25 protein-coding genes and 1 pseudogene are annotated in these 20857 nt (G+C 74.5%); 12 read left to right on the top strand and 14 right to left on the bottom strand.

Annotated elements, in window-relative coordinates; genetic code table 11:
- Positions 1-13: 13 nt before the first annotated feature.
- Both ACIP60_RS27505 and ACIP60_RS27500 read right to left on the bottom strand, forming a co-directional pair.
- Entirely contained in the window at positions 14-301 is a 288-nt protein-coding gene (locus ACIP60_RS27505) for a DUF1876 domain-containing protein (RefSeq protein ID WP_199846948.1), read from the bottom strand.
- A 91-nt stretch (positions 302-392) separates the two neighbouring features.
- Positions 393-557 carry a hypothetical protein gene (locus tag ACIP60_RS27500; protein ID WP_159073028.1) on the bottom strand — a complete coding sequence of 55 codons (165 nt, stop codon included), beginning with the start codon at positions 555-557 and terminating at the stop codon, positions 393-395.
- Between the two features lie 264 nt (positions 558-821).
- On the opposite strand from ACIP60_RS27500, the gene trxA reads away from it, so the two are divergent.
- Positions 822-1211 carry a thioredoxin gene (gene trxA / locus ACIP60_RS27495; protein ID WP_400688935.1) on the top strand — a complete coding sequence of 130 codons (390 nt, stop codon included), beginning with the start codon at positions 822-824 and terminating at the stop codon, positions 1209-1211.
- A 116-nt stretch (positions 1212-1327) separates the two neighbouring features.
- On the opposite strand, the gene ACIP60_RS27490 is transcribed toward trxA, so the two are convergent.
- Both ACIP60_RS27490 and ACIP60_RS27485 read right to left on the bottom strand, forming a co-directional pair.
- Positions 1328-2467 carry a Fic family protein gene (locus tag ACIP60_RS27490; RefSeq protein WP_400688931.1) on the bottom strand — a complete coding sequence of 380 codons (1140 nt, stop codon included), beginning with the start codon at positions 2465-2467 and terminating at the stop codon, positions 1328-1330.
- A gap of 98 nt (positions 2468-2565) precedes the next feature.
- Positions 2566-3030: a MarR family winged helix-turn-helix transcriptional regulator gene (locus tag ACIP60_RS27485; RefSeq protein WP_111554384.1), complete on the bottom strand. Its 465-nt coding sequence runs from the start codon at positions 3028-3030 to the stop codon at positions 2566-2568.
- A gap of 157 nt (positions 3031-3187) precedes the next feature.
- On the opposite strand from ACIP60_RS27485, the gene ACIP60_RS27480 reads away from it, so the two are divergent.
- Together ACIP60_RS27480 and ACIP60_RS27475 are read left to right on the top strand one after the other, a co-directional pair.
- A complete protein-coding gene (locus ACIP60_RS27480; protein ID WP_400688928.1) occupies positions 3188-3970 on the top strand; it encodes a dioxygenase in 783 nt (260 codons plus the stop codon).
- A 172-nt stretch (positions 3971-4142) separates the two neighbouring features.
- On the top strand, positions 4143-4598 hold the full coding sequence (locus ACIP60_RS27475; RefSeq protein ID WP_400688925.1) for a hypothetical protein: 456 nt from the start codon (positions 4143-4145) through the stop codon (positions 4596-4598).
- Here the strand turns inward: ACIP60_RS27475 and ACIP60_RS27470 are convergent.
- Positions 4582-5223: an NAD(P)H-binding protein gene (locus tag ACIP60_RS27470; protein ID WP_100835594.1), complete on the bottom strand. Its 642-nt coding sequence runs from the start codon at positions 5221-5223 to the stop codon at positions 4582-4584. The two genes, ACIP60_RS27475 and ACIP60_RS27470, sit on opposite strands and share 17 nt — an antisense overlap.
- A gap of 482 nt (positions 5224-5705) precedes the next feature.
- Here ACIP60_RS27470 and ACIP60_RS27465 point away from each other — a divergent pair, with 482 nt between their 5' ends.
- A complete protein-coding gene (locus ACIP60_RS27465; protein WP_400689275.1) occupies positions 5706-6476 on the top strand; it encodes a TIGR03084 family metal-binding protein in 771 nt (256 codons plus the stop codon).
- Between the two features lie 5 nt (positions 6477-6481).
- Here the strand turns inward: ACIP60_RS27465 and ACIP60_RS27460 are convergent, their stop codons facing one another.
- Entirely contained in the window at positions 6482-6886 is a 405-nt protein-coding gene (locus ACIP60_RS27460; RefSeq protein WP_400688921.1) for a hypothetical protein, read from the bottom strand.
- A gap of 198 nt (positions 6887-7084) precedes the next feature.
- The gene (locus ACIP60_RS27455; RefSeq protein WP_400688918.1) at positions 7085-7735 is read right to left on the bottom strand and encodes a tetratricopeptide repeat protein; all 651 of its coding nucleotides are present in this window, start codon (positions 7733-7735) and stop codon (positions 7085-7087) included.
- Between the two features lie 265 nt (positions 7736-8000).
- Between ACIP60_RS27455 and ACIP60_RS27450 the strand changes: the two genes are divergently transcribed.
- Positions 8001-9437, top strand: a complete 1437-nt coding sequence (locus tag ACIP60_RS27450) for a multicopper oxidase family protein (RefSeq protein WP_400688915.1) — start codon at positions 8001-8003, stop codon at positions 9435-9437.
- Positions 9438-9489: 52 nt separating this feature from the next.
- On the opposite strand, the gene ACIP60_RS27445 is transcribed toward ACIP60_RS27450, so the two are convergent.
- On the bottom strand, positions 9490-9819 hold the full coding sequence (locus tag ACIP60_RS27445; protein WP_400688912.1) for a hypothetical protein: 330 nt from the start codon (positions 9817-9819) through the stop codon (positions 9490-9492).
- Between the two features lie 43 nt (positions 9820-9862).
- The gene (locus ACIP60_RS27440) at positions 9863-10111 is read right to left on the bottom strand and encodes a hypothetical protein (protein WP_400688909.1); all 249 of its coding nucleotides are present in this window, start codon (positions 10109-10111) and stop codon (positions 9863-9865) included.
- A 125-nt stretch (positions 10112-10236) separates the two neighbouring features.
- On the opposite strand from ACIP60_RS27440, the gene ACIP60_RS27435 reads away from it, so the two are divergent.
- Together ACIP60_RS27435 and ACIP60_RS27430 are read left to right on the top strand one after the other, a co-directional pair.
- A complete protein-coding gene (locus tag ACIP60_RS27435) occupies positions 10237-11064 on the top strand; it encodes a helix-turn-helix transcriptional regulator (protein WP_400688907.1) in 828 nt (275 codons plus the stop codon).
- Positions 11061-11288: a DUF397 domain-containing protein gene (locus ACIP60_RS27430; protein ID WP_400688904.1), complete on the top strand. Its 228-nt coding sequence runs from the start codon at positions 11061-11063 to the stop codon at positions 11286-11288. The genes ACIP60_RS27435 and ACIP60_RS27430 overlap by 4 nt, the downstream gene beginning before the upstream one ends.
- A gap of 72 nt (positions 11289-11360) precedes the next feature.
- Here the strand turns inward: ACIP60_RS27430 and ACIP60_RS27425 are convergent, their stop codons facing one another.
- Both ACIP60_RS27425 and ACIP60_RS27420 read right to left on the bottom strand, forming a co-directional pair.
- Complete coding sequence (locus tag ACIP60_RS27425) at positions 11361-11564, bottom strand: hypothetical protein (protein WP_400688901.1); 204 nt, start codon at positions 11562-11564, stop codon at positions 11361-11363.
- Between the two features lie 22 nt (positions 11565-11586).
- A complete protein-coding gene (locus ACIP60_RS27420) occupies positions 11587-11787 on the bottom strand; it encodes a hypothetical protein (protein ID WP_400688898.1) in 201 nt (66 codons plus the stop codon).
- A 176-nt stretch (positions 11788-11963) separates the two neighbouring features.
- Here ACIP60_RS27420 and ACIP60_RS27415 point away from each other — a divergent pair.
- Positions 11964-12119: pseudogene (locus ACIP60_RS27415) on the top strand (IS5/IS1182 family transposase); the annotation flags it as partial.
- Here the strand turns inward: ACIP60_RS27415 and ACIP60_RS27410 are convergent.
- Positions 12114-12575, bottom strand: coding sequence for a hypothetical protein (locus ACIP60_RS27410; protein WP_400688895.1), 462 nt, complete (start codon positions 12573-12575; stop codon positions 12114-12116). The pseudogene ACIP60_RS27415 and the gene ACIP60_RS27410 overlap by 6 nt on opposite strands.
- Before the next feature lie 86 nt (positions 12576-12661).
- Here ACIP60_RS27410 and ACIP60_RS27405 point away from each other — a divergent pair, with 86 nt between their 5' ends.
- Together ACIP60_RS27405 and ACIP60_RS27400 are read left to right on the top strand one after the other, a co-directional pair.
- Positions 12662-12802: a hypothetical protein gene (locus ACIP60_RS27405; protein ID WP_400688892.1), complete on the top strand. Its 141-nt coding sequence runs from the start codon at positions 12662-12664 to the stop codon at positions 12800-12802.
- Between the two features lie 401 nt (positions 12803-13203).
- On the top strand, positions 13204-13470 hold the full coding sequence (locus tag ACIP60_RS27400; RefSeq protein ID WP_400688889.1) for a hypothetical protein: 267 nt from the start codon (positions 13204-13206) through the stop codon (positions 13468-13470).
- A gap of 13 nt (positions 13471-13483) precedes the next feature.
- On the opposite strand, the gene ACIP60_RS27395 is transcribed toward ACIP60_RS27400, so the two are convergent.
- The gene (locus ACIP60_RS27395; protein ID WP_400688886.1) at positions 13484-14863 is read right to left on the bottom strand and encodes a hypothetical protein; all 1380 of its coding nucleotides are present in this window, start codon (positions 14861-14863) and stop codon (positions 13484-13486) included.
- Complete coding sequence (locus tag ACIP60_RS27390) at positions 14853-17090, bottom strand: hypothetical protein (RefSeq protein WP_400688883.1); 2238 nt, start codon at positions 17088-17090, stop codon at positions 14853-14855. The genes ACIP60_RS27395 and ACIP60_RS27390 overlap by 11 nt, the downstream gene beginning before the upstream one ends.
- Positions 17091-17292: 202 nt before the next feature.
- On the opposite strand from ACIP60_RS27390, the gene ACIP60_RS27385 reads away from it, so the two are divergent.
- Together ACIP60_RS27385 and ACIP60_RS27380 are read left to right on the top strand one after the other, a co-directional pair.
- The gene (locus ACIP60_RS27385) at positions 17293-19746 is read left to right on the top strand and encodes an ATP-binding cassette domain-containing protein (protein WP_400688881.1); all 2454 of its coding nucleotides are present in this window, start codon (positions 17293-17295) and stop codon (positions 19744-19746) included.
- 248 nt (positions 19747-19994) lie between these two features.
- The gene (locus ACIP60_RS27380; protein ID WP_400688879.1) at positions 19995-20843 is read left to right on the top strand and encodes a hypothetical protein; all 849 of its coding nucleotides are present in this window, start codon (positions 19995-19997) and stop codon (positions 20841-20843) included.
- The last annotated feature ends 14 nt before the right edge of the window (positions 20844-20857 follow it).

Below are 20857 nucleotides of genomic sequence, written 5' to 3'. Positions count from 1 at the left end.
GTCGCACGCCGCCTCAGGTCACCTCGCGCCACATCAGCGGGGCCATCGGGTCGGCGGTCGGCCGGCTGACCTCCTCGTGCGCCTTGGTGAGCAGCTGCATGGCGAGGTCGTTGAGCGCGCGGGCCCCGGCGACCTCCTCGCCGACCCGCAGTTGCGGGCTGTCGTCGTGGTGCCGGGTGGAGAAGCCGTGCCCGCGCAGCTCGGTGCCGTCGGAGAGGCGGACCAGCGCGGCCGCCTTGGTGCGGTCGCCGTCCTCCTGGAACTCCATCTCGATGTGCCATCCGACCAGGGTCCTCATCATGGCCGCCACCTCCCGGGTGGGTACGGGGTGTTCGAACCGGTCCGGTCCTTCCAGGGTGCGCCGGGCGGACCGGACCGGCCAGGGGAGCCCGTCACGGCAGGGGTTCCGCGGGGGCCGGGCCGTCCGGCGCCTCGGGCGCGCACTCCTCGCGGCCGGTGTCGGTGTGCACCACGCGCACCGGGTGGCCGGGGTCGTCGGGGTGGATGATCTGCTGCGGTCGGCCGCAGCGCGGGCAGAGCAGGGGAATCCGGTTCATCGCCACTGTCCACGCGCCCCGCGGCGGGCAGCTCCCCGGGCCCGCGTGGCCTCCTCACCTCCAGTGTGCCGCCGCACCGCCCCCGACCCTCAAGTCCGGGGCGCCCGGTGTCGATAACCGTGACGGGGGTGCGGCTCGGGCGCCAGCGCCGCACCCCCTCCCCTCCTCTCCGGGCCCCTCCCCGACGCCCGGAATAGTTCCGCAGGCAGCGGAGTTGTGCGGGGCGACGGACCCGATCGGCGGGGCCAGGACGGCGAGAGGCAGGTGGCGACGATGAGCACGGTGGAATTGACCAAGGACAACTTCGACGAGGTGGTCCAGGGCGAGGACGGCAAGGCGTTCGTCCTGATCGATTTCTGGGCGGCCTGGTGCGGCCCGTGCCGCCAGTTCGCACCGGTCTTCGAGCGGGCGTCGGACAAGCACGCGGACCTCACCTTCGCGAAGGTCGACACCGAGGCCCAGCAGGAGCTCGCCGCGGCGTTCGACATCCGGTCGATTCCGACCCTGGCGATCATCCGCGAGGGCGTCCTCGTCTTCGCCCAGCCCGGCGCGCTCCCCGAAGCCGCCCTGGAGGACCTGATCGGCCAGGCCCGGAAGCTCGACATGACCGAGGTCCACGCCGGCGTCGCGGCCCAGAAGGCCGACCAGAACTGACCGTCCCCGCAGGGAAGTTCCCGCACCACCGAAGACCCGAACAGGGGCCCCGGGAGCACCGCGCCTCCGGGGCCCCTGTCGTCCGCCCGCCCTCGGTCCCGCCGAGGTCGGACGGATCAGTTCTCCTGGTAGGGCTCGCGCAGCGGCCGAGGCCGGCGCGCCCCGCTTGTGATCTCCTCGGGCAGGTCGGTGCCCGCGGTGTAGTAGCGCCCCTGGGCCTCGCCCTTCACGGTGAGCCAGCCGGCCCGGACGAGTTCGCGGATGTCGCGCTGGGCCTGCTGCTCACTCAGGTCGGCGTCCGCCTGGTAGGTGGCTCGGCGGACCCGGTTGCCCATGGCCGCCGGGTAGAGGGCGTAGAGCATGCGGTCGGGCCAGCCGCGCCGCTCGATGACGTCGTCCAGGGCGGTCCACACTTCACGGGTGGTCTCCACCTGTCGTTCGACGGCTTGGGCCTGTTGGTGGTGGGCCCGCAGGCAGAAGCGGATCCAGGCCAGGGTGTCGCGTTCCGGGGTCCACACCGGTCCGCCGACCTCGGCGAGGACGTCGTAGTAGCGGTAGGTGTTGCGGGCCCGGCCCAGCCACTCCTCGATGCTGGAGAACTCCGGCGCCACCACGCCTTCCCGGGCCAGCACCAGGGTGTGCAGCGCACGGGACATCCGGCCGTTGCCGTCCGCCCAGGGGTGGATCGCGACCAGGTTGAGGTGGGCCATCGAGGCCCGGACCAGCCCCGGCTCGTCCAGGTCCCCCTCGTTGAGCCAGGCGGCCAACTCCGCCGTGAGCGCGGGGACCGAGTCGGCGTCGGGCGCGGTGTAGGCGGCGATGGTGGGGTCCTCCGCCGAGGTGACGTAGACCGGGCCGGTGCGCCACCAGCCCGGGCGCTTGAGCAGGTGGTGGCCCTGCATCATGAAGTGCAGGGCGTTGAGCAGTTCCTTGCTGAAGGAGAAGTCGTCCCCGGCTTCGGCCAGTCGCTGGATGTAGGTCATCGCCTGCCGGTAGCCCTCGATCTCGGCGGCGACGGTGTCGTTCGCCTCGATCGGAGCCTCTCCGACCATGATGTCCTCGACGTCCGAGACGCTCGCCGCGTAGCCCTCGATCGTGTTCGACCCGGCGATCGCCCGGGCGGTGAGGTTGCGCCGCAGTTGGCCCTCCCAGCGGCGCGAGGTGCGCAGGTGCAGTCGCAGCCGCCCGCGCATGTCGTCGATCTCGGCGAGGACGGCTTCGTCGATGTCATGCAGCACGGGCGTCTTGTAGAGCATGAAGAGATGACACCATGACGGTGTAACGGCGTCAACAAAGCATCGGCGGCCCGGGTCGATCGAGGATGACCGCCCGACTCGGGACCAGGGGCCGGGGCTCAGGAGTCGGCGGCGCGCAGGCGGTCGCCGACGGTGTGGAGGATGTCGGCCAGGGCGGTGAGCTGGTCGGGGGTGAGGACGTCGATGAGCGCTTCGCGGACGGCGGCGACGTGGCCCGGGGCGGCGGCCCGCAGGGCGGTCCAGCCCTGGTCGGTGATTTCGGCGAAGACGCCGCGGACGTCGCTGGGACAGGAGCGGCGGCCGACCAGTCCGGCTTTCTCCAGTTGGGTGACCTGGTAGGTGAGGCCGCTCTTGGAGGTGACCAGGCGGTCGGCCAGGTCGGTCATCCGGAGCGAGCCGCCGGGGGCGGCGGAGAGCTGCACCAGGATCTCGTACTGGGTGTGGGAGAGCCCCGCGTCCTCCTTGAGCTGGCGCTCCAGTCGGCGGGCGACCAGGTTGGTGGCGGCGACGAATCCGCGCCAGGCGGCCATCTCGGTCTCGTTGAGCCAGCGGGGATCGTCCATGCCCCGCAGTCTACTCCGGTTGTTCAAATTCGAACTCGGGTGTACCTTCGGGAGCGCAAGGTTCAAATTTGAACTACACGGTTCGGGACCACCCGGTTCCGCACCACACCGCCGACAGCGAACGGCAGCGCGGCCCCGGCAGCAGGAGGACGGACCCATGAGCACCCCCACCACCGAGCGCATGCCCGCGCTCTACCTCTCGCACGGCGCGCCCCCGCTCGCCGACGACCCGGTCTGGCCCGGCGAACTCGCCGCCTGGTCCGCCGACCTGCCCCGCCCCAAGGCGATCCTGATGGTCTCGGCGCACTGGGAGGAGGCCCCGCTGGCGATCGGCGCGGTGCGCACCCTCCCGCTGGTGTACGACTTCTGGGGCTTCCCCGAGCACTACTACCAGGTCCGGTACGCCGCCCCCGGTGCGCCCGAGCTCGCCGAGTCCGTCCGCAAGCTGCTGCGCGCCCCCGGCACCCCCGTGCAGGACGTGCCGGACCGCGGGCTGGACCACGGCGCGTACGTCCCGCTGGTCGAGATGTACCCCGACGCGGACGTCCCCGTCCTCCAGGTCTCGCTGCCCACCCTGGACCCGCGGCGGCTGATGGAGATCGGCCGCAAGCTCGCCCCGCTGCGCGACGAGGGCGTGCTGATCGTCGGCTCCGGCTTCTTCACCCACAACCTGCGCGCCCTCTCCCCCGACGGCCGGATCACCTCCGTGATGGCCGAGTTCGACGACTGGGGCCGCCGCGCCCTGGACGCCCGCGACCTCGACGCACTGCTCGACTTCGAGCACAAGGCCCCCGCCGGACGGCTCGCCCACCCCCGCACCGAGCACTTCGCCCCGCTCTTCGTCACCCTCGGCGCCGGCGAGGCCGACCTCGGCGAGCAGCGCAGCGTCATCGACGGCTTCTGGATGGGCCTGGCCAAACGGTCGATCCAGCTCGGCTGACCGGGCCCCGCCCTCCCCCGCCACGGCTGGTCCTTACGCGTCCTTTCCGTCCCGTTCGGCAGAATGCACCCGGGACGGCGGTCGGAGACCGGTGGACCGCGGACGGACCGGCGACCGGTCGGCCGCGGCCGGACCGGCGACCGCCGGACCGCGGAACGGGAGGACGGACGGGATGGCGGGAGCGGGATGCCCGGGCCGGGCCAGGTACTGCCTGGCCGCGATGGCCGCCGGCTGGGCCGGCAGCTGGCCGGCCCTGCACGCCGAGGGGAACGTGCAGGAGCTGCTGCGGCACTGTCTGAGCGGCCCCGGCGTCCCCTCGTACGCCATGCTGCTGGCCTGGGGCGGGCTGCTGCTCAACCTGGCCGCCGTGGTCTGGGCCGTCCGGCTGGCCCACCGGACGCTGCGGGAGACCAGTCGGCCGATCAGCGCCGGGCGCGGCCTGCTGTTCGTGGCGCTGCCCTCGGCGCTGCTGATCGGGGCGTTCCAGTGCGCCGTCCTCCAGGACGCCGGCGCGCACCGCGGGCCGCAGCGCAGCCTCTGCGTGGGCGCGCCGGCCGGTGGCGCGCCGTCCGGTGGCGGGTGGGCGGGACCGGCGTGGGGCCGGACGGTGGTCAGTAGCCGCAGGTGAAGCGCTCGCCGCGGTGGGCGGGGCGTTCGAGCTCGTCGACCAGGGCGACCGCGAGGTCCGGCAGCGAGACGGTGGAGAGGCCGTCCGGGGCCGTGACCAGCGCGTCGGTGCCGGAGCGGTAGCGGCCGGTGCGCTCGCCCGGGAGCAGGCTCTGCGGCGGGCTGAGCACCGTCCAGTCCAGGTCGCGGACGGTGCGCAGGTAGTCCAGCGCCCGGCCGTGGGCGCGCATCAGCTCGAACTGGCGCGGCGGCACGGACGGGTCGTCCCACAGCGGGGCGCCGGACCCGGCGGTGAGGCTGCCCGCGCTGCCGACCACCAGCAGGCGCGGGGCCGCGTCCGCGAGCTGCCGCAGCCCCGCGACCAGCGCGTGCGCGGCCGGTTCCACCAGCCGCCCCCGGCCCGGACCGTCCCCGCCGCCGACCGCGCTCACCACCGCCTCCTGCCCCTGCGCGACCCGCGCGACGTCCGCCGGGTCCAGCACGTCCCCGCGCTCCACCCTGATCGCCAGCCCCTGGTACTCCTCCGGCCGCCGCACCACCGCGGTCACCCGGTGGCCCCGGGCCAGCGCCTCGGTCACCACGCACCGACCGATCCCGCCGTTCGCCCCGATGACCGCGATCTGCATGCCCGACCAGCCTCGCTCTCCGCACCGCGAATCCGACGTTTCATCAGACCATGTGAGCGGGCGGAGGCCCGGGAGGCCGCCACGGGGCGAGGGGAGGGCTGAGGACCGCTGCGCGGGGCCCGAGGGCGACGGGACGGGGAGCGAAGACGCGGGAGGCCGCCGCGAGCCAGGGACGCTAGCACCGCTGCGTGGGGCCGGGGGCGAGGAGCAGAGGCACGGGAGGCCGCCACCGGGCGAAGGGAGGGTGGAGGACCGCTGCGCGGGGCCCGGGGCCACGGGACGGGGAGCGAAGACGCGGAGCCAGGGACGCGAGCGCCGCTGCGCGGGGCCGGGGGTGAGGAGCGGAGGCACGGGAGGCTGCCACCGGGCGGGGTCTCGGTGGGCCTGGGCGGGACTCGGTGGGGTGGTGGCGGGGTGGGGTTCGGGGGTAGGGGTGGGGGGGTCGGGTTGTCGGGCGGGAAGGGGTGGGGCCGGTGGACCGGCTGGTGGCGGATCTGATCGCGGAGGGGGCGGAACTGGAGGCGCTGGTGGGCGGGTTGGGGCCCACCGGGTTCGCGGCGGGGACTCCGGCGGCGGGGTGGACGGTGGCGCACCAGGTGGCGCACCTGGCCTGGACGGACCGGTGGACGTTGCTGGCGGTGCGGGACCCGGCGGGGTTCGCGGCGGCGCTGGGGCGGGAGTTCGCGGACGGGGCGGCGGCGGTGGACCGGGGGGCCGCCGAGGGGGTCGGGGAGGAGCCAGCGGCGCTGCTGGAGCGCTGGCGGGCGGGGCGGGCGGAGGTGGCGGCGGCGCTGGCGGAGGTACCGCCGGACGTGCGGGTGCCGTGGTTCGGGCCGCCGATGAAGGCGCGGTCGATGCTGACGGCGCGGCTGATGGAGACCTGGGCGCACGGGCAGGACGTCGCGGACGCGCTCGGGGTGGAGCGCGTCCCGACCGACCGGCTGCGGCACGTCGCGCACCTGGGGGTCCGGACCGTCGGCTTCGCGTTCGCCGCGCACGGGCGGCCCGCGCCGGACGTCCCGTTCCGGTTCGAACTGCGCTCCCCCGGCGGCGAGTCGTGGTGCTGGGGCGCGGCGGACGCGGCCGACCGGGTGAGCGGCCCGGCGCTGGACTTCTGCCTGCTGGTCACCCAGCGCCGCCACCGCGACGACCTGGCGCTGACCGCGGAGGGCGAGGCCGCCCGGGCCTGGCTGCCGATCGCCCAGGCGTTCGCCGGGCCGCCCGGTGAGGGGCGTCCGCCCCGGCGGGGGTGAGCGGGTCAGCGGCGCGGGAAGCAGGGCTCCTGATCGGGCATCGAGACGTACGAGCCGGTCTCCTCACCGCCGCCGACCTGGAGGAAGACCACCTCGTTCGGGCCGTCGAGGCCGTAGCCGAGCGCGGTGACGCGCCGGCACAGGGCCAGGGTCTGCGCGCGGGTGGTGCCGGGCTCGACGTCGATCATGACGGCGTTCCCCTCCCCGGGGACGTCGTCCGAACCGGAGGGCTGGCGCAGGTAGGAGCCGTCGGCGACGTGCGGCAGGCAGCGGATCTCCTCCGGCAGCGACGTCGACCAGCCGCCGAGCCAGCTCCGGGTGGGGCTGGGCGCCGCCCCGCACGCGGCCCCGGGGGGGCTCGGCGGCAGCGACGGCGGTCGTGGCGGCGGCAGCGGCAGTCGTGGCGGCAAACGTGGTGGCCGTGGTGGCGGTGGTGGCGGTGGTGCCGGTGCAGCCCGCGAGGGCGAGCAGGGCGGTCGCACCGAGGGCGAGCGCGGCGACGCGACGGCTGGGCATGCTTCTCCTCTGGTCCATCCGCACCCTACCGACCGGGGCAACCGCTTTTCCGCCGTCGCCCACCACCACCCACCACCACCCGCCACCGGCCGCTACTCGGTGGCGAGTTCCGCGCGGGCCTGGTTCACCCAGCGGCGGACGCCGCGGGCGGCGGGGGCGTCGGTCAGGTCGGCGGCTTCCCGGAGGTGGGCGGCGGCGTCGTCCGGGCGGCCCTGCCGGGCGGCGAGGTGGGCCAGGCCGACGAGGTTCGCGGCGACGCCGGGGAGGAAGCCCAACTCGCGGCGCAGGCGGGTGGATTCCTCCAGGTGGGTGCGGGCCTCGTCGAGCCGGCCGGACAGGTGGGCGGCGATGCCGAGGTGGCGGCGGGCGTAGGAGACGGTCAGCCGGTCCCCGGCGGCGGTGGCGAGAGCGAGGGCGTGTTCGAAGGCGGGCAGGGCGGTGGCGGTGTCGTCCCGGACGACCTGGTGGAAGGCGCCGATCCAGAACCGGGCCTCGCCCTCGCCGCGGGTGTCGCCGAGGGCCCGGTACAGCCCGGCCGCGCGTTCGAACAGCTCCAGCTCCCGCTCGTCCGCGACCCGCTGTTCCAGGAAGCGGGCGTGGGCCACCCGGCCGCGGGCCAGCGCGAGGTCGGCCTCGACCGCGTCGAGGTCCCGGTCGGCCGCTGACAGGACGTCAGTCCTTCCACCGAACACGGCCTGTTCGTAGCGGAGTTGGGCTTTCTCGATCCGCGCGTCCATGGTCATGGGCCGATCGTAGCAACGATGTTCGAACGGCGGCCGTACGGTGCGGCGGCCCGGACGGTTGGGATGTTTTGAACTAGATTGCCCGGTTATGGGAGACAGTGACGGGATCAGTCGGCGGACGGTGCTCAGGACGGCCGCCGTCGCCGGTCTCACGGCGGTGGCGGGCGGCGGGGCACGAGCGGCGGCAGCGGGCACGGCGCCGGCGGGGGGCTTCCCGCAGCCCGTGACGGCGCACCGGCGGCCGACGCCGGGGCGGGTGCCGTCGGTGCTGGAGCAGGTGCTGGACGTCCGGTTCGCCGGGATCGACGTGCCGGGCCACGGGCGGATCACCACCCGCGCCTACAACGGGGCGTTCCCGGGCCCGACGCTGCGGGTGCGGGCCGGGGACACCCTGCTGCTCACCCACGTCAACGGGCTGCCGCCGAACCCGGCCGCGCCCGGCACCGGGGACGCCCGCGCCCACGGCGCACGGATGCCGCACCGCCCCAACAGCTTCAACCTGCACACCCACGGGATGCACGTCTCCCCGTCCGGGCACGCCGACAACGTGCTGCGGGAGTTCGCGCCGCGCGCCGCCGAGGGCGACCCGGAGCCGCGCTACACCAGCGCCGTGCACGTCCCGGCCGACCACCCCGCCGGGACGTACTGGTACCACCCGCACCTGCACGGCTCCACCGCCGAACAGCTCGCGGGGGGCCTGGCGGGGGTGATCGTGGTGGAGGGCGACGTCGACGAGGTGCCGGAGATCCGGGCCGCCGCGGACCTGGTGGTCTGCGTCAACGAGCTGAAGCTGCGCGACGGGCGGGTGCCCGCGTTCACCTCGAACACCTGGCTGTCCGGGGTGCCGTCGGTGTTCACCGTCAACGGCGCGGTCGGCCCGGTGCTGGCGCTGCGGCCGGGCGAGGTGCAGCGGTGGCGGCTGGTCGGGGCCACCGCGTTCACCGCGCTCACCCTGCAACTCGTCGGCGAACACGGCACGTTGACCATGCACCGGATCGCCCAGGACGGGGTGACACTGCCCGCGCCGGTGGCCGCGCGGACGGTGGAGCTGGCGATGGGCAACCGGGTCGACGTCCTGGTCCGGGGCGGGGCGCCCGGGCGGTACGAGCTGCGCGCGGAGCGGGTGAACCGGCCGCTGCTGACCGTCGAGGTCGCGGGCGAGCCGGTCGACCCGCCGATGGGCCTGCCAACCGCGCTGCCGCCGGGCCGCCCGTTCCTCGACGAACGGGAGGTCACCGGCCCCGGCCGGGAGGTGGTCTTCCACGCCGACCCCGGCGTCCTCCCGCAGCCGTTCCCGGACGCCTTCCGCGTCCTGGGCAGCCACCCGACCCCGCCCGCGCACCCCGGCGGCGACCTGCGCCGCGACCCGGCGTACGGCCTGTACGACCCCGGCTACGTCAACCACGTACTGCCGCTGGGCCGCACCGAACGCTGGACGGTCCGCACCGGCGAGACCTCCCCCGGCTTCAACCACCCCTTCCACCTGCACACCAACCCGTTCCTGGTGACCCACCGCAACGGCGTCCGCCTCGACCCGCCGGTCTGGCACGACACCGTCGGCCTGGCCGGCGGGCACCCCGGCGACGAGGTGACCTTCCTGGTCCGCTACGAGGACTTCACCGGCCGCGCCCTCGCCCACTGCCACCAACTGCACCACGAGGACCTCGGCATGATGCAGGCCGTGTCGTACGTCGCCCCGTGAACCACCCCGCCGAACCACCCCGCCGAACCACCCCGCGAGGGCCGCGCCCGCCTCAACCCCGCCCCGGCGGCGGGGACGCGGGCCGCACCCGCCGCACCTCGCTCCACACGGTCTCCCGCGCGACGCCGCCGTTGCGCGCCAGGGACGAGTACCGGTGCCCCCAACGGTCGCCCAGCGCAAGGGCCTCCAGCACCCCGTACTCGTCCGGCGCGGGGCCGTTCAGGCGCAGTTCGACCCGGTAGCAGCTCCCGGTCCCGGTCAACCGCGCCTCCCCGCCACCGGCCCGGGCCAACCGCTCGGCGATCTCCCACGCCCGGCCCCGGGCGTCCTCGTCCTCCTCCGGGACGTCGTCCCCCGCCGACGGCTCGCCGGTGTACCGCACGTGCTTCCTCCGATGTCTCGTTCCGCGTGTCCGGCAAGGGCGTTCAGGCCGCGTCCGGCGCCCCGTCGGTGGCCGCGACGGCGCAGCGCGGGCACCCGCAGGGCGGCCAGATCAGCGCCGAGACCAGGGGTAGGCAGAACGTCTCGTCGCACGTGCGGTACGAGACCTGCACCCGGGTGCCGTCGTCCCGCACCCGGTAGACCCGGATCGTCAACCTTGATGAGGAGCAAGGGAGTTCGCGGGACTGGTCATCCGCCGCCGGCTCGTCCGGCTGGGACTGAGTGATCGTCATGATTGTTGCTCCATGGTGCAATTGCCCTCGGCGAGGGTCACTTTCCGCACTCCAAGCGTCACTGTTCGGCGCTAGGCTGAGAAGGCGGGACACGTCCGCACGCGGAATGCGGAGATTGGGGAGCCATGGCAGCCCAGGAGAGGACGCTCCACCCGGAGCGCTCCGTACGTGACTTGTTCGGATTCCACCTCCGCCGGATGCGCAAGGAGCGGGGGCTCTCGCTCGCCGACCTGGCCGCGGAACTCATGCACGCCAAGACGGTCCTCGCCGACGTGGAAACGGCCGTTCGTCCGATTCCGCGAGAGCTTCCGAAGGAACTCGACGAATTCTTCGGCGCCGGGGGGATTTTCGGACACCTGTACAAGCTCTCCTATTTGGAGGCTTTCCCGGACTGGTCGCGCCGGTTCATGGAACTCGAACCGCTCGCCTCCCAGGTGTGGAAGTACGCCGCCAACCTGTTTCCCGGCCTGTGGCAGACCGAGGAGTACGGTCTGGCCGCACTCCGGCTGGGGCTGCCGCGCGCCGACTCCGAGGAGATCGAGCGCGTCTGGTCCACCCGAGCGGCGCGGCAGTCCCTTCTGTGCGGTGACAACCCGCCTTTCATCTGGGTCGTACTGGACGAGAGCGTCATCCGGCGGCAGGTCGGCGGCCCGGCGGTCATGGCGCGGCAGATCGAACATGTGCTGAAGCTGGCGGACGGCCCGCACGCCACCGTGCAGGTGCTCCCGTTCTCGGCCGGGGCGCACGGAGTGGGAAGTTCGATCACGTTGCTCGACTTCCTCGACGCGCCGCGCGTCGTGTACGCGGAGGGCTACGGCACGGGTCAACTCCTGGATTCCACAGCCGAGGTGCAGGACACCGCTCTGGCCTACACTCGTCTCCAGGCGGCAGCCCTGTCACCGGAGGAGTCGAAGCCGTGGCTCCGATGCACAATGGAGGAACTCCTAACATGAGCACTGCGTCCCGCCTGTCCCTCACCGAGTGGCGGAAGTCCAGCTACTCCGACGCGCAGGGCCAGGGCGACTGCATCGAGATCGCGGAGGCGTACGCCGCCTCCCACGGCGTGATCGCCATCCGCGACAGCAAGAACCCGACCGGCGAAACCCTCCTGGTGTCCGTCGACGCCTGGCACGCCTTCACCGCCGCCGTCAGCGCGGGCGAGCTCGGCTCGATCTGACAGCACCCCGCCCCACCGAGCCCCCTCCCGCAGGGGGCTTTCGGCCCTCCTGGAGGAATGCGTCCGATGTGATCAGTGATCAAAAGCGATCATTGAGCGGGAGACCGGGACTCCGATCTCGTTGCTGTGCCAGATTCCGGCGGCCAGCGCGAGGACGCGCTGGGCGGCCCGGTCCGCGACGCCCTCGAAGGTCCGTCTGCCGTGTTGTTCCAGATCGAGCTGTCCTTTGAGGGTGTCGTTGATCGACTCGATCAGTTGGCGGACCTTCTTGGGCACCGGTTCGCCGTAGCGCTTCTGCTCACGCTTGCGCGAGGGTCGCAGTAACTCGATGCCAAACTCGGCGAGCTCCCGCTCGAACGTCTTCGAGGCGAAAGCCCTTGTCCGTGATGAGCAGGATGCCTTCCCGTCGGGCGACCGACTCGGCATCGACCTCGAGCATCGCGGCCACGACTTCCCGCTCACCGATCTTCGGGTCGGCCGGCGCCCACATGATCGGCATGCCCGTCGGCGTGCGGAGCAGGTACAGGCTCAGACCCCGGAAGAACCGGGAGTGGGAGGCGCAGTAGCCGTAATCGGCCCGCCAGGTTCGAACGTTGCACGGTCGGGCGCGACATGCCGCGGGCCACTGGGGTGGAGTCGGTGATCCACACGGTGTCCGTCCAGAAGTCGCTGTCCTTTGACGAGGATCGGTACAAGAAGCGCAACACCGTGGAGCGGGCCATCAACAAGGTGAAGAACCATCGTGCGGTGGCCATCCGTTACGACAAGCGCGGCAACGTCCTCCTCGGCACCGTCACCGCGGCGGCCGTCGTCGTCCGGTTGCGCTCATGATTCGACGTCCCTGGTAGTGGTCGTCGTAGCCGAGTCGGTGCCGAGCGGCCAACGGTAGCCGGCATCATGCAGCCCGGTCAGAGCCGCATGGTCGTTGGACACCAGCACTTGGGCCAGTCGAGCTGCCGCCGCGACCACAGCAGACCAGCCAGGGGAATCCAGATAGACCTCATCGCGGGCATCAGCGCCGACCGAGTCCTGCACTGCGCTGTACGCAGCGCCGAGACGGGACATCAGCTCGACCTCCTGCTCGGTACGAAGGGACCGCCCCAACCACGGCAGCGGATTGTTCGCATCGCAGAAGTCGTCGAAAAGCACGTGCACCGTGTGGTCGAGATCCTCGAACTGCTCCGGATCCGGCCACACCTCTCGCTGCCATGTCGGACTGGCCAACGCCACAACCGCAGGCACGATGTGAAGGCGGTAGTAGGGCAGAGCAATGCCGTGATCGATCACCAGCCGAGACTACTCACCCAGTGATCGGCCGGACAGCTCCTGGCCGGGTGGTGTCACCGTCACAGCTGCTCGAACTGGAGGAACGGATGAAGCAGTCCCGGGGCTGGGAGATCGCGAACAGGACGCAGTCGGTCACCGACCGGGCGGTCAGCGGGCCGGCGGCGGTGCGGGCGGCGGTGCTCCAGGACGGGGCGAGCGGATCGGCGTCGGTGAAGTCCGGCGGGTAGAGCGCGATCAGCGGTCTTCCGCGCTGTCTCCGCGCTCCGTGCGGACAGCAGCGCGCGGGCTCCCAGCCGTCCGGCGCACAGGGCGAGTGCGCGGCCGGTGCCGCGGCCCGCGCCGGTGACGACCAGGACGGTCGGTCAGTTCCATCGGTGGCCCTCTCTCGGTGGCGCGTTCCCGGCGGGGGAAAATACCGGTGGGGGCGGAGGGAGCCGGGGTGCTGGGCTGGGGTGCTGAGGTGGCGGTGGCGTGCGGGTGCGGGGCGCGGGCGTGGCGGGAGGTGGGGCAGTCCGTTCGGGGTGGGCGGCTGTGCTGGGACGCCGAGTTGCGGTGTGCGGGGTGCGGGGGCGGCGGCTGCCTGGGTTTCGGGGAGGGGGACGCGCCGGGCTGGGTCCGTGGGCCGCTGTTGGAGCGGTACGGGCCGGTGCTGGTGCGGTTGGTCGATCCGGGGGCGGGTCGGGGCGCGGCGCTGCGGGTGGTGCGTGCGGCCTGGCCGGTGACGTTGTCGCAGGCCGTCGAGGTGCTGGGGCGGCTGGCCGGGGACGGGTTGGCCGGGACGCCCGCGGAGGCGGCCTGGCTGTGCGGGCGGTTGGCGGGGCAGGGGGTGGCGGCCGAGGCCGTGCCCGGCCCGGCGGGGGCGGACGGTGGCGGGCCGTGGGGGCCGCCCGGGTGAGGGTCGTGGGGGGTCAGTCCTGGTGGGGTTCGGTGGAGCGCTGCCGGTGGGCGGCGCGGGTGAACTCGCCGGTGCCGACGCGGGCGGCGAGGGTGTCGTCGGGGCCGGAGAGCAGGGAGCCGTAGCCGGTGGCGGCCCAGAGGCTGCGGTCGGCGGGGACCTCGAAGTAGGGGACGGTGCGGCCCTGGTCGCGGACGGCGAGCACCTGCGGGGAGCGGCGGGTCTTGAGGGCCTGGCCGCAGTCCGCGCAGACGGCGACGTCGACGCGTTCGCGGCGGCCGAGCGGGCGCCAGGTGGTGCGGCGGGCGGCGGTGCCGTGCCGGGGGTCGAAGAAGCACAGCGGCAGCCGGGGTTCGGGGGCGAGCGCGGCGCGGCCCTCGGCGGCCAGGGCGAGCACGCCGGCCAGGTCGGGGATGCCGTCGGCGCCGTCCAGGACCCGGCCGGCCGCGTCGTAGGCGTCCAGGGCGCGGCCCAGGCCGGGGGTGGAGCCGTCGGCCTCGTCCAGGGCCGCGCCGAGGGCGAGCACCTCGTCGGCGGCCTGGCGGCGCAGCCCGGCCTCGTCGGCGGCCCGGTCGGCGGCGAACACCGCGTCGGGGAAGGTGAACGCGGTGTGCCGGGGCCGGCGGCGGCTGCGGGCGACCAGGGCGGCACCGACCACCAGGGCGAGCACCAGCGCCGCGGCGAGCGCGAACGGGCCGGTGGCGGACGAGGAGGAGGACGCGCCGGGCGTGTCGTCGGTGTGCGGGCGGGCCGAGTACTCGCGGTCGACCCGGTCCGCCTCGGCCTTGTAGACCTCGGTGCCCTTGCCGGTGGCGACCAGGTCGATCACCCGGCCGACCTTGGCGGCCAGTCCGGCGTCCTTGAGTTCCTTGAGCAGGCCGACGGCGTTGGCCGAGTCCCGGACCTGGTGGGTGTCGGCGGGCCACTCGAAGCCGTTCAGCCAGCTGCCGTAGTCGTCGCTGGTGACCATGATCAGCGGCGACCGGCCGAGGCGTTCCTGCACCACGGCGGCCATCGCCTTGGCGCTGCCGTCGAAGGCGTCGCCCTTCTGGAGCGGCACCAGCACGACCTTGACGGGCAGTCCGGTCGCGGCGATCTGCTCGGTGAGCTGCTGCTGCTGGGCGGGGGTGACGGCGGCGGCGAAGGCCGGGTCGACGTACACCGGGGAGGTCTTCAGCGCCTCGGCGATGCTCGCGCCGGTCGCCGTGGTGGCGGGGGTGGCGTCGGCCCGGGCGGGGGCGCCGGTACCGGTGCCGAGCAGGGCGGCGCAGGCCAGCAGCAGGGCGGCCAGCAGGCGGGAGGCCGGTGGGCGGGAGGCCGCCCGCCCGGTGGGCACGGTCGGCGGAGTCGGCGCGGTCGCGGCGGTCGACGGGGTGCGGCGGTCACTGGACACTGGCGGACTCCCTGGCCCTGAGGATGAGTGCGTCGAGGCCCTCGCGCGCGGACGGCAGGACCTGCCCGGCCAGGTCCCAGGCGGTGCGGGTGCGGTCGTCCGGGCCGGGCGGGCGCAGCAGCAGCCGGTCGGCCTCGGCGCGGCGGGCGGCCAGCTCGGCGGCGTCGCGGGTGGCGCCACCGCTGCGGAGGGCGTCCCGGCAGTCGGAGCAGAGCTGGGCGGAGCCGGGGCCCAGGTCGACGGCGGGGAACCAGGACGGGACCCGGCCGCCGTCGGCCGTGCCGTGCAGCGGGTTGAGCCGGCACAGCAGCGGGCCCCGGCGGCCGTGCAGGGCGTCGAACCCGGCCCGGGCGAGGGCGGTGGCGGCGGCCAGGTCGGACGGGTCGGCGGTGCGCAACCCGTCCGCGCCGACCAGGAGTTCGGCGGCGTCCAGACAGTCCCAGGCGCGGGCCCGGCCGGGCGCGTCCTGGTCGACGGCGGCCAGCCGGACGGCGAGGGCGCGGACGTCCTCGTCGGCCCAGGCGCGCAGTTGGCGGGTGGACGGCTGGGCGGCGGTGCGCCGGGGACCGGGGGCGTGCTGCGGGGCGGCCGGGGCGGCGGCCAGGACGCGCCGGGAGCGGAGCACGGCCCGGGTGACGGCGATCGCGGCCCAGGCGAGCAGCAGCAGGACGCCGTACAGCAGGACGCCGAGCACGATGCCGCCGCCGAAGTCGTTGCCGAACAGCGGCGGCAGCTTGTTGCTGCGCAGTTCGGGCAGTTCGGAGCGGCCGTCGCCGGACGCCCGCTCGCCGGTGGGTCGGGCGGCGGCCACCGTGTCCAGGACGCTGTTCAGCCGGTCCGGGAGGCGCAGGTCGTCGGAGGCGGTGCTGCGGTCGGGGTAGCGCAGGTCGGCGCGGCGGAACCGGCTGGGGGCGTCCGTGCCGACGGGGCCGTACTCGGTGAGTTCGAAGTAGCCGCGGACCGGGTCGATCTGCACGTACACGCCGTCCCGGCCGGTGCGCTGGTGCACCTGGGCGAGCAGGACGGCGCCGTCGCCCTCGCTCTCGTCGTCGGAGTCGGAGGGGGTGAACAGCAGGTACACCGGGGTCTTGGCGGCGAGGTCGGCCACCCGCTGCCGGACGGCCGCGAGTTGGGCGGGCGTCAGCGCGGTCGGGGCGGAGGCGTCCTGGTAGACGCCGTCGGCGGTGAGCGCGGCGGCGGCCTCGGTGGTGCGGGCCTCCAGGTCGGCCCGGGTGACGGTGAGGTCGGGGTCGTCGATGGTCTGCGGGAAGACCGCGGGCGCGGCGAGCACCACGCCGAGCACGGCGGCCACCGTGGCCAGCAGGGTCGCCGCGAGGACGCCGCGGCGCAGCGGCTCGGCGGCGCGGGCGGAGGCGGCGCGGGCGGAGGCGGCGCGGGCGGAGGCGGGCCGCTGCGCGGAGCCCTTGGCCGGACCCTTCGCGGGGCTCTTCGTCAGACCCTTGGCGGGCTTCTTGCCCAGGTCGACGGCCCCGGACCGCCGGCCCGGTGCGCCGGTCCGGAGGGGGCGGCGGCGGGAGAGGCGCAGGCCGAGGGCGAGCAGCAGGCCGGGGAGGACCACGACGGCCAGGCCGAGCAGCAGGTTCTGGTTCTGCCGGTCGGTGGCGGAGATGTACAGCCGGGGGTAGTCGTCGTGGCGGCGTTCCGTCGCGCGCGCCTCGGCGGCGACCTGGTCCTCGTCCCGGACCACCCGGTCGGTGAAGGCGGTGAACCCGGCGAGCGGCCCGGCGTCGTACGGGGTGACGCGGTTGGCGATCCGGGCGGCGTCGGCGGCGGCGGGGAGGTCGACGCCGAACGCGGAGACGGTCAGGGCGCCGTACTCCTCCACCAGCACGTACAGGCCGTCGGCGCCCAGCCGGTCGTGCACCTGGGCGAGCAGGGTCCGGTCGGCGTTCGGCAGCACCAGGACGTAGGTGGGCACGCCGGTGCGCCGCGCGACGGCGGCGAACTGCGGGGCGAGCGAACGCGGCACCTGGCGCGGCAGGTCGGCGGAGATGTAGACCGGGTCCCTGCGCAGTTCGGCGGCCAGCCGCTCGGCCTGGGACGCCTCGGCGGGCAACTGCCCGGCGGCGGGGGCGGGCGCGGAGGCGACAGCGGTAGCGGTGGCAGTGGCGGCAGCGGTGGGCGCGGCGCTCGGGTCGGCGGCGGTGGCCGGGGCGGCGGCGGTGCCGAGCAGGGCCAGCGCGGCGAGCACGGCCGCGGCGGCCACCGGGGCTCCCGGGACCACCGGTCGGGTCGGCCGTCTCCGGCCCGGTGTCCGCTTCTGTGTCCGCATGGGGCGCCTCCCGGTGGTTCGGCCGGTCACTTTACCCGCGCTTGATGGGGACGAGAACCGGTGCCCGTCGGTTCCGGATGGTTGGATCGGGGCGGCGGCGTCGCCAGGGGCACCGCCGGACGGAGGGACGAGGACGATGAGCGGCGCGGCGCGGCCGGACGGCGGGGACGGGCAGGTCGGCGGCCAGGACGGGCACGACGGCGGGCGGCACCCGGCGGACCGGCACGACCTGATCCGGGTGCACGGGGCCCGGGTGAACAACCTCAAGGACGTCAGCGTCGAACTGCCCAAGCGCAGGCTGACGGTGTTCACCGGGGTGTCGGGTTCGGGCAAGAGCTCGCTGGTGTTCGGGACGGTCGCGGCGGAGTCGCAGCGGCTGATCAACGAGACGTACAGCGCCTTCGTCCAGGGCTTCATGCCCTCGCTGAGCCGCCCCGAGGTGGACGTGCTGGACGGCCTGACCACGGCGATCATCGTCGACCAGCAGCGGATGGGCGCCGACCCGCGCTCGACGGTGGGCACCGCGACGGACGCCAACGCGATGCTGCGCATCCTGTTCAGCCGGCTCGGCGACCCGTACGTCGGCCCGCCGCCCGCGTTCTCCTTCAACGTGCCGACGGTGCACGGCGCGGGGGCGGTCACGGTGGAGCGCGGCGAGGGGGCGAAGGCCGAGCAGCGGACGTTCGGGCGGGCCGGCGGGATGTGTCCGCGCTGCGAGGGGCGGGGCAGCGTCTCGGACATCGACCTGCGGCAGCTGTACGACGGGTCGAAGTCGCTGGACGAGGGCGCGCTGACCGTCCCCGGCTACAAGCCCGGCGGCTGGAACTACCGGCTGTACAGCGAGTCCGGCCTGGTCGACCCGGGCAAGGCGATCGACGCGTACACCGAGCAGGAGCGGCACGACTTCCTGTACCGGGAGCCGACCCGGATGAAGATCGCCGGCATCAACATGACCTACGAGGGCCTGGTGCTGCGGGTCCGGAAGTCGATGCTGGCCAAGGACCGGGCCGCCCTGCAACCGCACATCCGCGAGTTCGTGGACCGGGCGGTCGCCTTCACCACCTGCCCGGAGTGCGCGGGCACCCGGCTGAGCGAGGGCGCCAGGTCCGCGAAGATCAGGGGCCGCTCGATCGCCGACGCCTGCGCCCTCCAGATCAGCGACCTCGCCGACTGGGTACGGGAGTTGGACGAGCCGACGGTGCGCCCGCTGCTGGAGTCGCTGCGCCAACTGCTGGACTCGTTCACCGCGATCGGCCTCGGCTACCTCTCGCTGGACCGCCCCGCCGGGACGCTCTCCGGCGGCGAGGCGCAGCGGGTGAAGATGATCCGGCACCTGGGCTCCTCGCTGACCGACGTCACGTACGTCTTCGACGAGCCGACCACCGGCCTGCACCCGCACGACATCCAGCGGATGAACGGGCTGCTGCGGCAGCTGCGCGACAAGGGCAACACGGTGCTGGTGGTGGAGCACAAGCCGGAGACCATCGCGATCGCCGACCACGTGGTCGACCTCGGACCGGGCGCCGGGGCGGCGGGCGGCGAGGTGTGCTTCGAGGGCAGCGTGGACGGGCTGCGCGCCAGCGGCACCGTCACCGGCCGGCACTTCGACGACCGGGCCGCGCTCAAGCCCGAAGTACGCACCCCCACCGGCGTGTTGGAGATCCGCGGCGCGGACGCGCACAACCTGCGCACGGTGGACGTGGACGTGCCGCTGGGCGTGCTGGTGGTGGTCACCGGCGTGGCGGGCTCCGGGAAGAGCTCGCTGGTGCACGGTTCGCTGGTGAACGGCGCGGCGCTGGCCGGCGGGGTGCCGGAGGGCGTGGTGGCGATCGACCAGAGCCCGATCCGGGGCTCGCGGCGCTCCAACCCGGCGACGTACTCGGGCCTGCTGGAGCCGATCCGCAAGGCGTTCGCGAAGGCGAACGGGGTCAAGCCCGCGCTGTTCAGCGCCAACTCCGAAGGGGCCTGCCCGAGTTGCAACGGCGCGGGCGTGGTCTACACCGACCTGGGGATGATGGCCGGGGTGGCGACGGTCTGCGAGGAGTGCGAGGGCCGGCGGTTCCAGGCCGCGGTGCTGGAGTACCGGCTCGGCGGCCGGAACATCGCCGAGGTGCTGGCGATGTCCGTCGACGCGGCCGAGCGGTTCTTCGGCACCGGCGAGGCCCGCACCCCGGCCGCGCACACCGTCCTGAAGCGGCTGTCCGACGTCGGCCTCGGCTACCTGACGCTCGGCCAGCCGCTCACCACGCTCTCCGGCGGCGAGCGCCAACGCCTCAAGCTGGCCGCGCAGATGGCCGAGAAGGGCGGCGTGTACGTGCTGGACGAGCCGACCGCCGGACTGCACCTGGCCGACGTCGAGCAACTGCTCGGCCTGCTCGACCGGCTGGTCGACTCCGGCAAGTCGGTGATCGTGGTCGAGCACCACCAGGCGGTGATGGCGCACGGCGACTGGATCATCGACCTCGGCCCGGGCGCGGGCCACGACGGCGGCCGGATCGTCTTCGAGGGCACCCCCGCCGCGCTGGTCGCCGACGGCGGCACGCTGACCGGGCGCCACCTCGCCGCGTACGTCGGGTCCGGCGTCAGCTGACAGGCCGTCACCGACCGTCGCCGCCCCGTGCGTTCGCGCGGGCGGCGGCGACGGTCGGCCACCGCGCCGATCCCCTCCGTCACCCGCCACCGCCCCTCCGGTCACTCCCCCGCATCGCCTCGGCAAAGTTTTCATCCCAGGCAGGTCTTCCCCCGCGACAGCGTCCCGGCCCCGGCCGAGAATGACAGCCGGTCTGCACGGGGCACGACAACGCGGGTACGGACGGTACCGGGTACGGGGGAATGAGCATGGCCATACAGCTGTCGCTGGCCGAGCTGGACACCGAGCGCTGGACGGGGCTGGAGACCGCGCACTGGTCCAGCCCCGCGACGATGGTGCCGCGGGTGCTGCACCGGCTGGCCGCCCCCGGGCCCGGCGGCGCCCGCCCCGAGGACTGCGAACTGCTGCACTGCCTGGTCCCCGAACCGGGCCGGCCCGTCCCGTCCGCGACCCCCGTCGCCCTGCCGTTCCTGCTCGCCCTGGCCGCCGACCCGGCCACCGGCGCCGCCCGCGCCCCGCTCACCGCCCTGCTCGCCCGCCTGCTGCGGGCCGCCCCCGAACTGCCCGAACGCCACCGCTCGCACGCCCTGCCGCTGCTCACCGACCCGGACCCGGCGGTCCGCCGCGCCGCCCTCCCGCTCGCCCCCGACCCGGGCTGCCTGCTCGGCCTGTGGCGCACCGAGGCCGACCCGTCCGTCCGGCTCTCCCTGCTGCTCGCCCTCGCCCCCACCGGCACCACCGGCGCCCGCGCCGTCCTCTCCGAGACGCTCACCGAGGACCACCCGGCGCTGTACGTCGCCGCCGTGCACGGCTCCGCCGCCCACGACCCCGACCTGCCGGTCCGCCACCTCGACCGGCTGCTCACCCTGCTCACCGACCCCGCCCTGCGCCCGCGCTTCGACGACGTCTGGTACCCCCCGCACCACACCGAACCGCTCACCCGCGAGCACCTGCTCTGGTCGGTGTACGGGCTGCTGGCACACCGCCCCGACCTCCGGGCCGACCTCCCCCGCCACCTGCTCGCCGCGGCCGACCGCACCGGCGACGGGCGGCTCCGCCGGGAGGCCCTCCAGCTCGCCCGGCACCACGCGCCCTGACCGCCCCCGGCCCG

The sequence above is a fragment of the Kitasatospora sp. NPDC088783 genome, from assembly GCF_044750705.1.
GTDB classification, from domain to species: Bacteria; Actinomycetota; Actinomycetes; order Streptomycetales; family Streptomycetaceae; genus Kitasatospora; species Kitasatospora fiedleri.
The sequence above is the reverse complement of the archived record's forward strand: the minus strand, read 5'-3'. Positions and strand labels throughout refer to the sequence as shown.

Coding starts and splice junctions, on each gene's coding strand:
- ACIP60_RS27380 (WP_400688879.1), top strand. CDS start 19,995: ATGGCCATACAGCTGTCGCTGGCCGAGCTGGACACCGAGCGCTGGACG.
- ACIP60_RS27420 (WP_400688898.1), bottom strand. CDS start 11,787: ATGCCGATCATGTGGGCGCCGGCCGACCCGAAGATCGGTGAGCGGGAA.
- ACIP60_RS27500 (WP_159073028.1), bottom strand. CDS start 557: ATGAACCGGATTCCCCTGCTCTGCCCGCGCTGCGGCCGACCGCAGCAG.
- ACIP60_RS27440 (WP_400688909.1), bottom strand. CDS start 10,111: ATGACGATCACTCAGTCCCAGCCGGACGAGCCGGCGGCGGATGACCAG.
- ACIP60_RS27480 (WP_400688928.1), top strand. CDS start 3,188: ATGAGCACCCCCACCACCGAGCGCATGCCCGCGCTCTACCTCTCGCAC.
- ACIP60_RS27430 (WP_400688904.1), top strand. CDS start 11,061: ATGAGCACTGCGTCCCGCCTGTCCCTCACCGAGTGGCGGAAGTCCAGC.
- ACIP60_RS27505 (WP_199846948.1), bottom strand. CDS start 301: ATGATGAGGACCCTGGTCGGATGGCACATCGAGATGGAGTTCCAGGAG.
- ACIP60_RS27435 (WP_400688907.1), top strand. CDS start 10,237: ATGGCAGCCCAGGAGAGGACGCTCCACCCGGAGCGCTCCGTACGTGAC.
- ACIP60_RS27485 (WP_111554384.1), bottom strand. CDS start 3,030: ATGGACGATCCCCGCTGGCTCAACGAGACCGAGATGGCCGCCTGGCGC.
- ACIP60_RS27405 (WP_400688892.1), top strand. CDS start 12,662: ATGAAGCAGTCCCGGGGCTGGGAGATCGCGAACAGGACGCAGTCGGTC.
- ACIP60_RS27455 (WP_400688918.1), bottom strand. CDS start 7,735: ATGACCATGGACGCGCGGATCGAGAAAGCCCAACTCCGCTACGAACAG.
- ACIP60_RS27470 (WP_100835594.1), bottom strand. CDS start 5,223: ATGCAGATCGCGGTCATCGGGGCGAACGGCGGGATCGGTCGGTGCGTG.
- ACIP60_RS27490 (WP_400688931.1), bottom strand. CDS start 2,467: ATGCTCTACAAGACGCCCGTGCTGCATGACATCGACGAAGCCGTCCTC.
- ACIP60_RS27385 (WP_400688881.1), top strand. CDS start 17,293: ATGAGCGGCGCGGCGCGGCCGGACGGCGGGGACGGGCAGGTCGGCGGC.
- ACIP60_RS27475 (WP_400688925.1), top strand. CDS start 4,143: ATGGCGGGAGCGGGATGCCCGGGCCGGGCCAGGTACTGCCTGGCCGCG.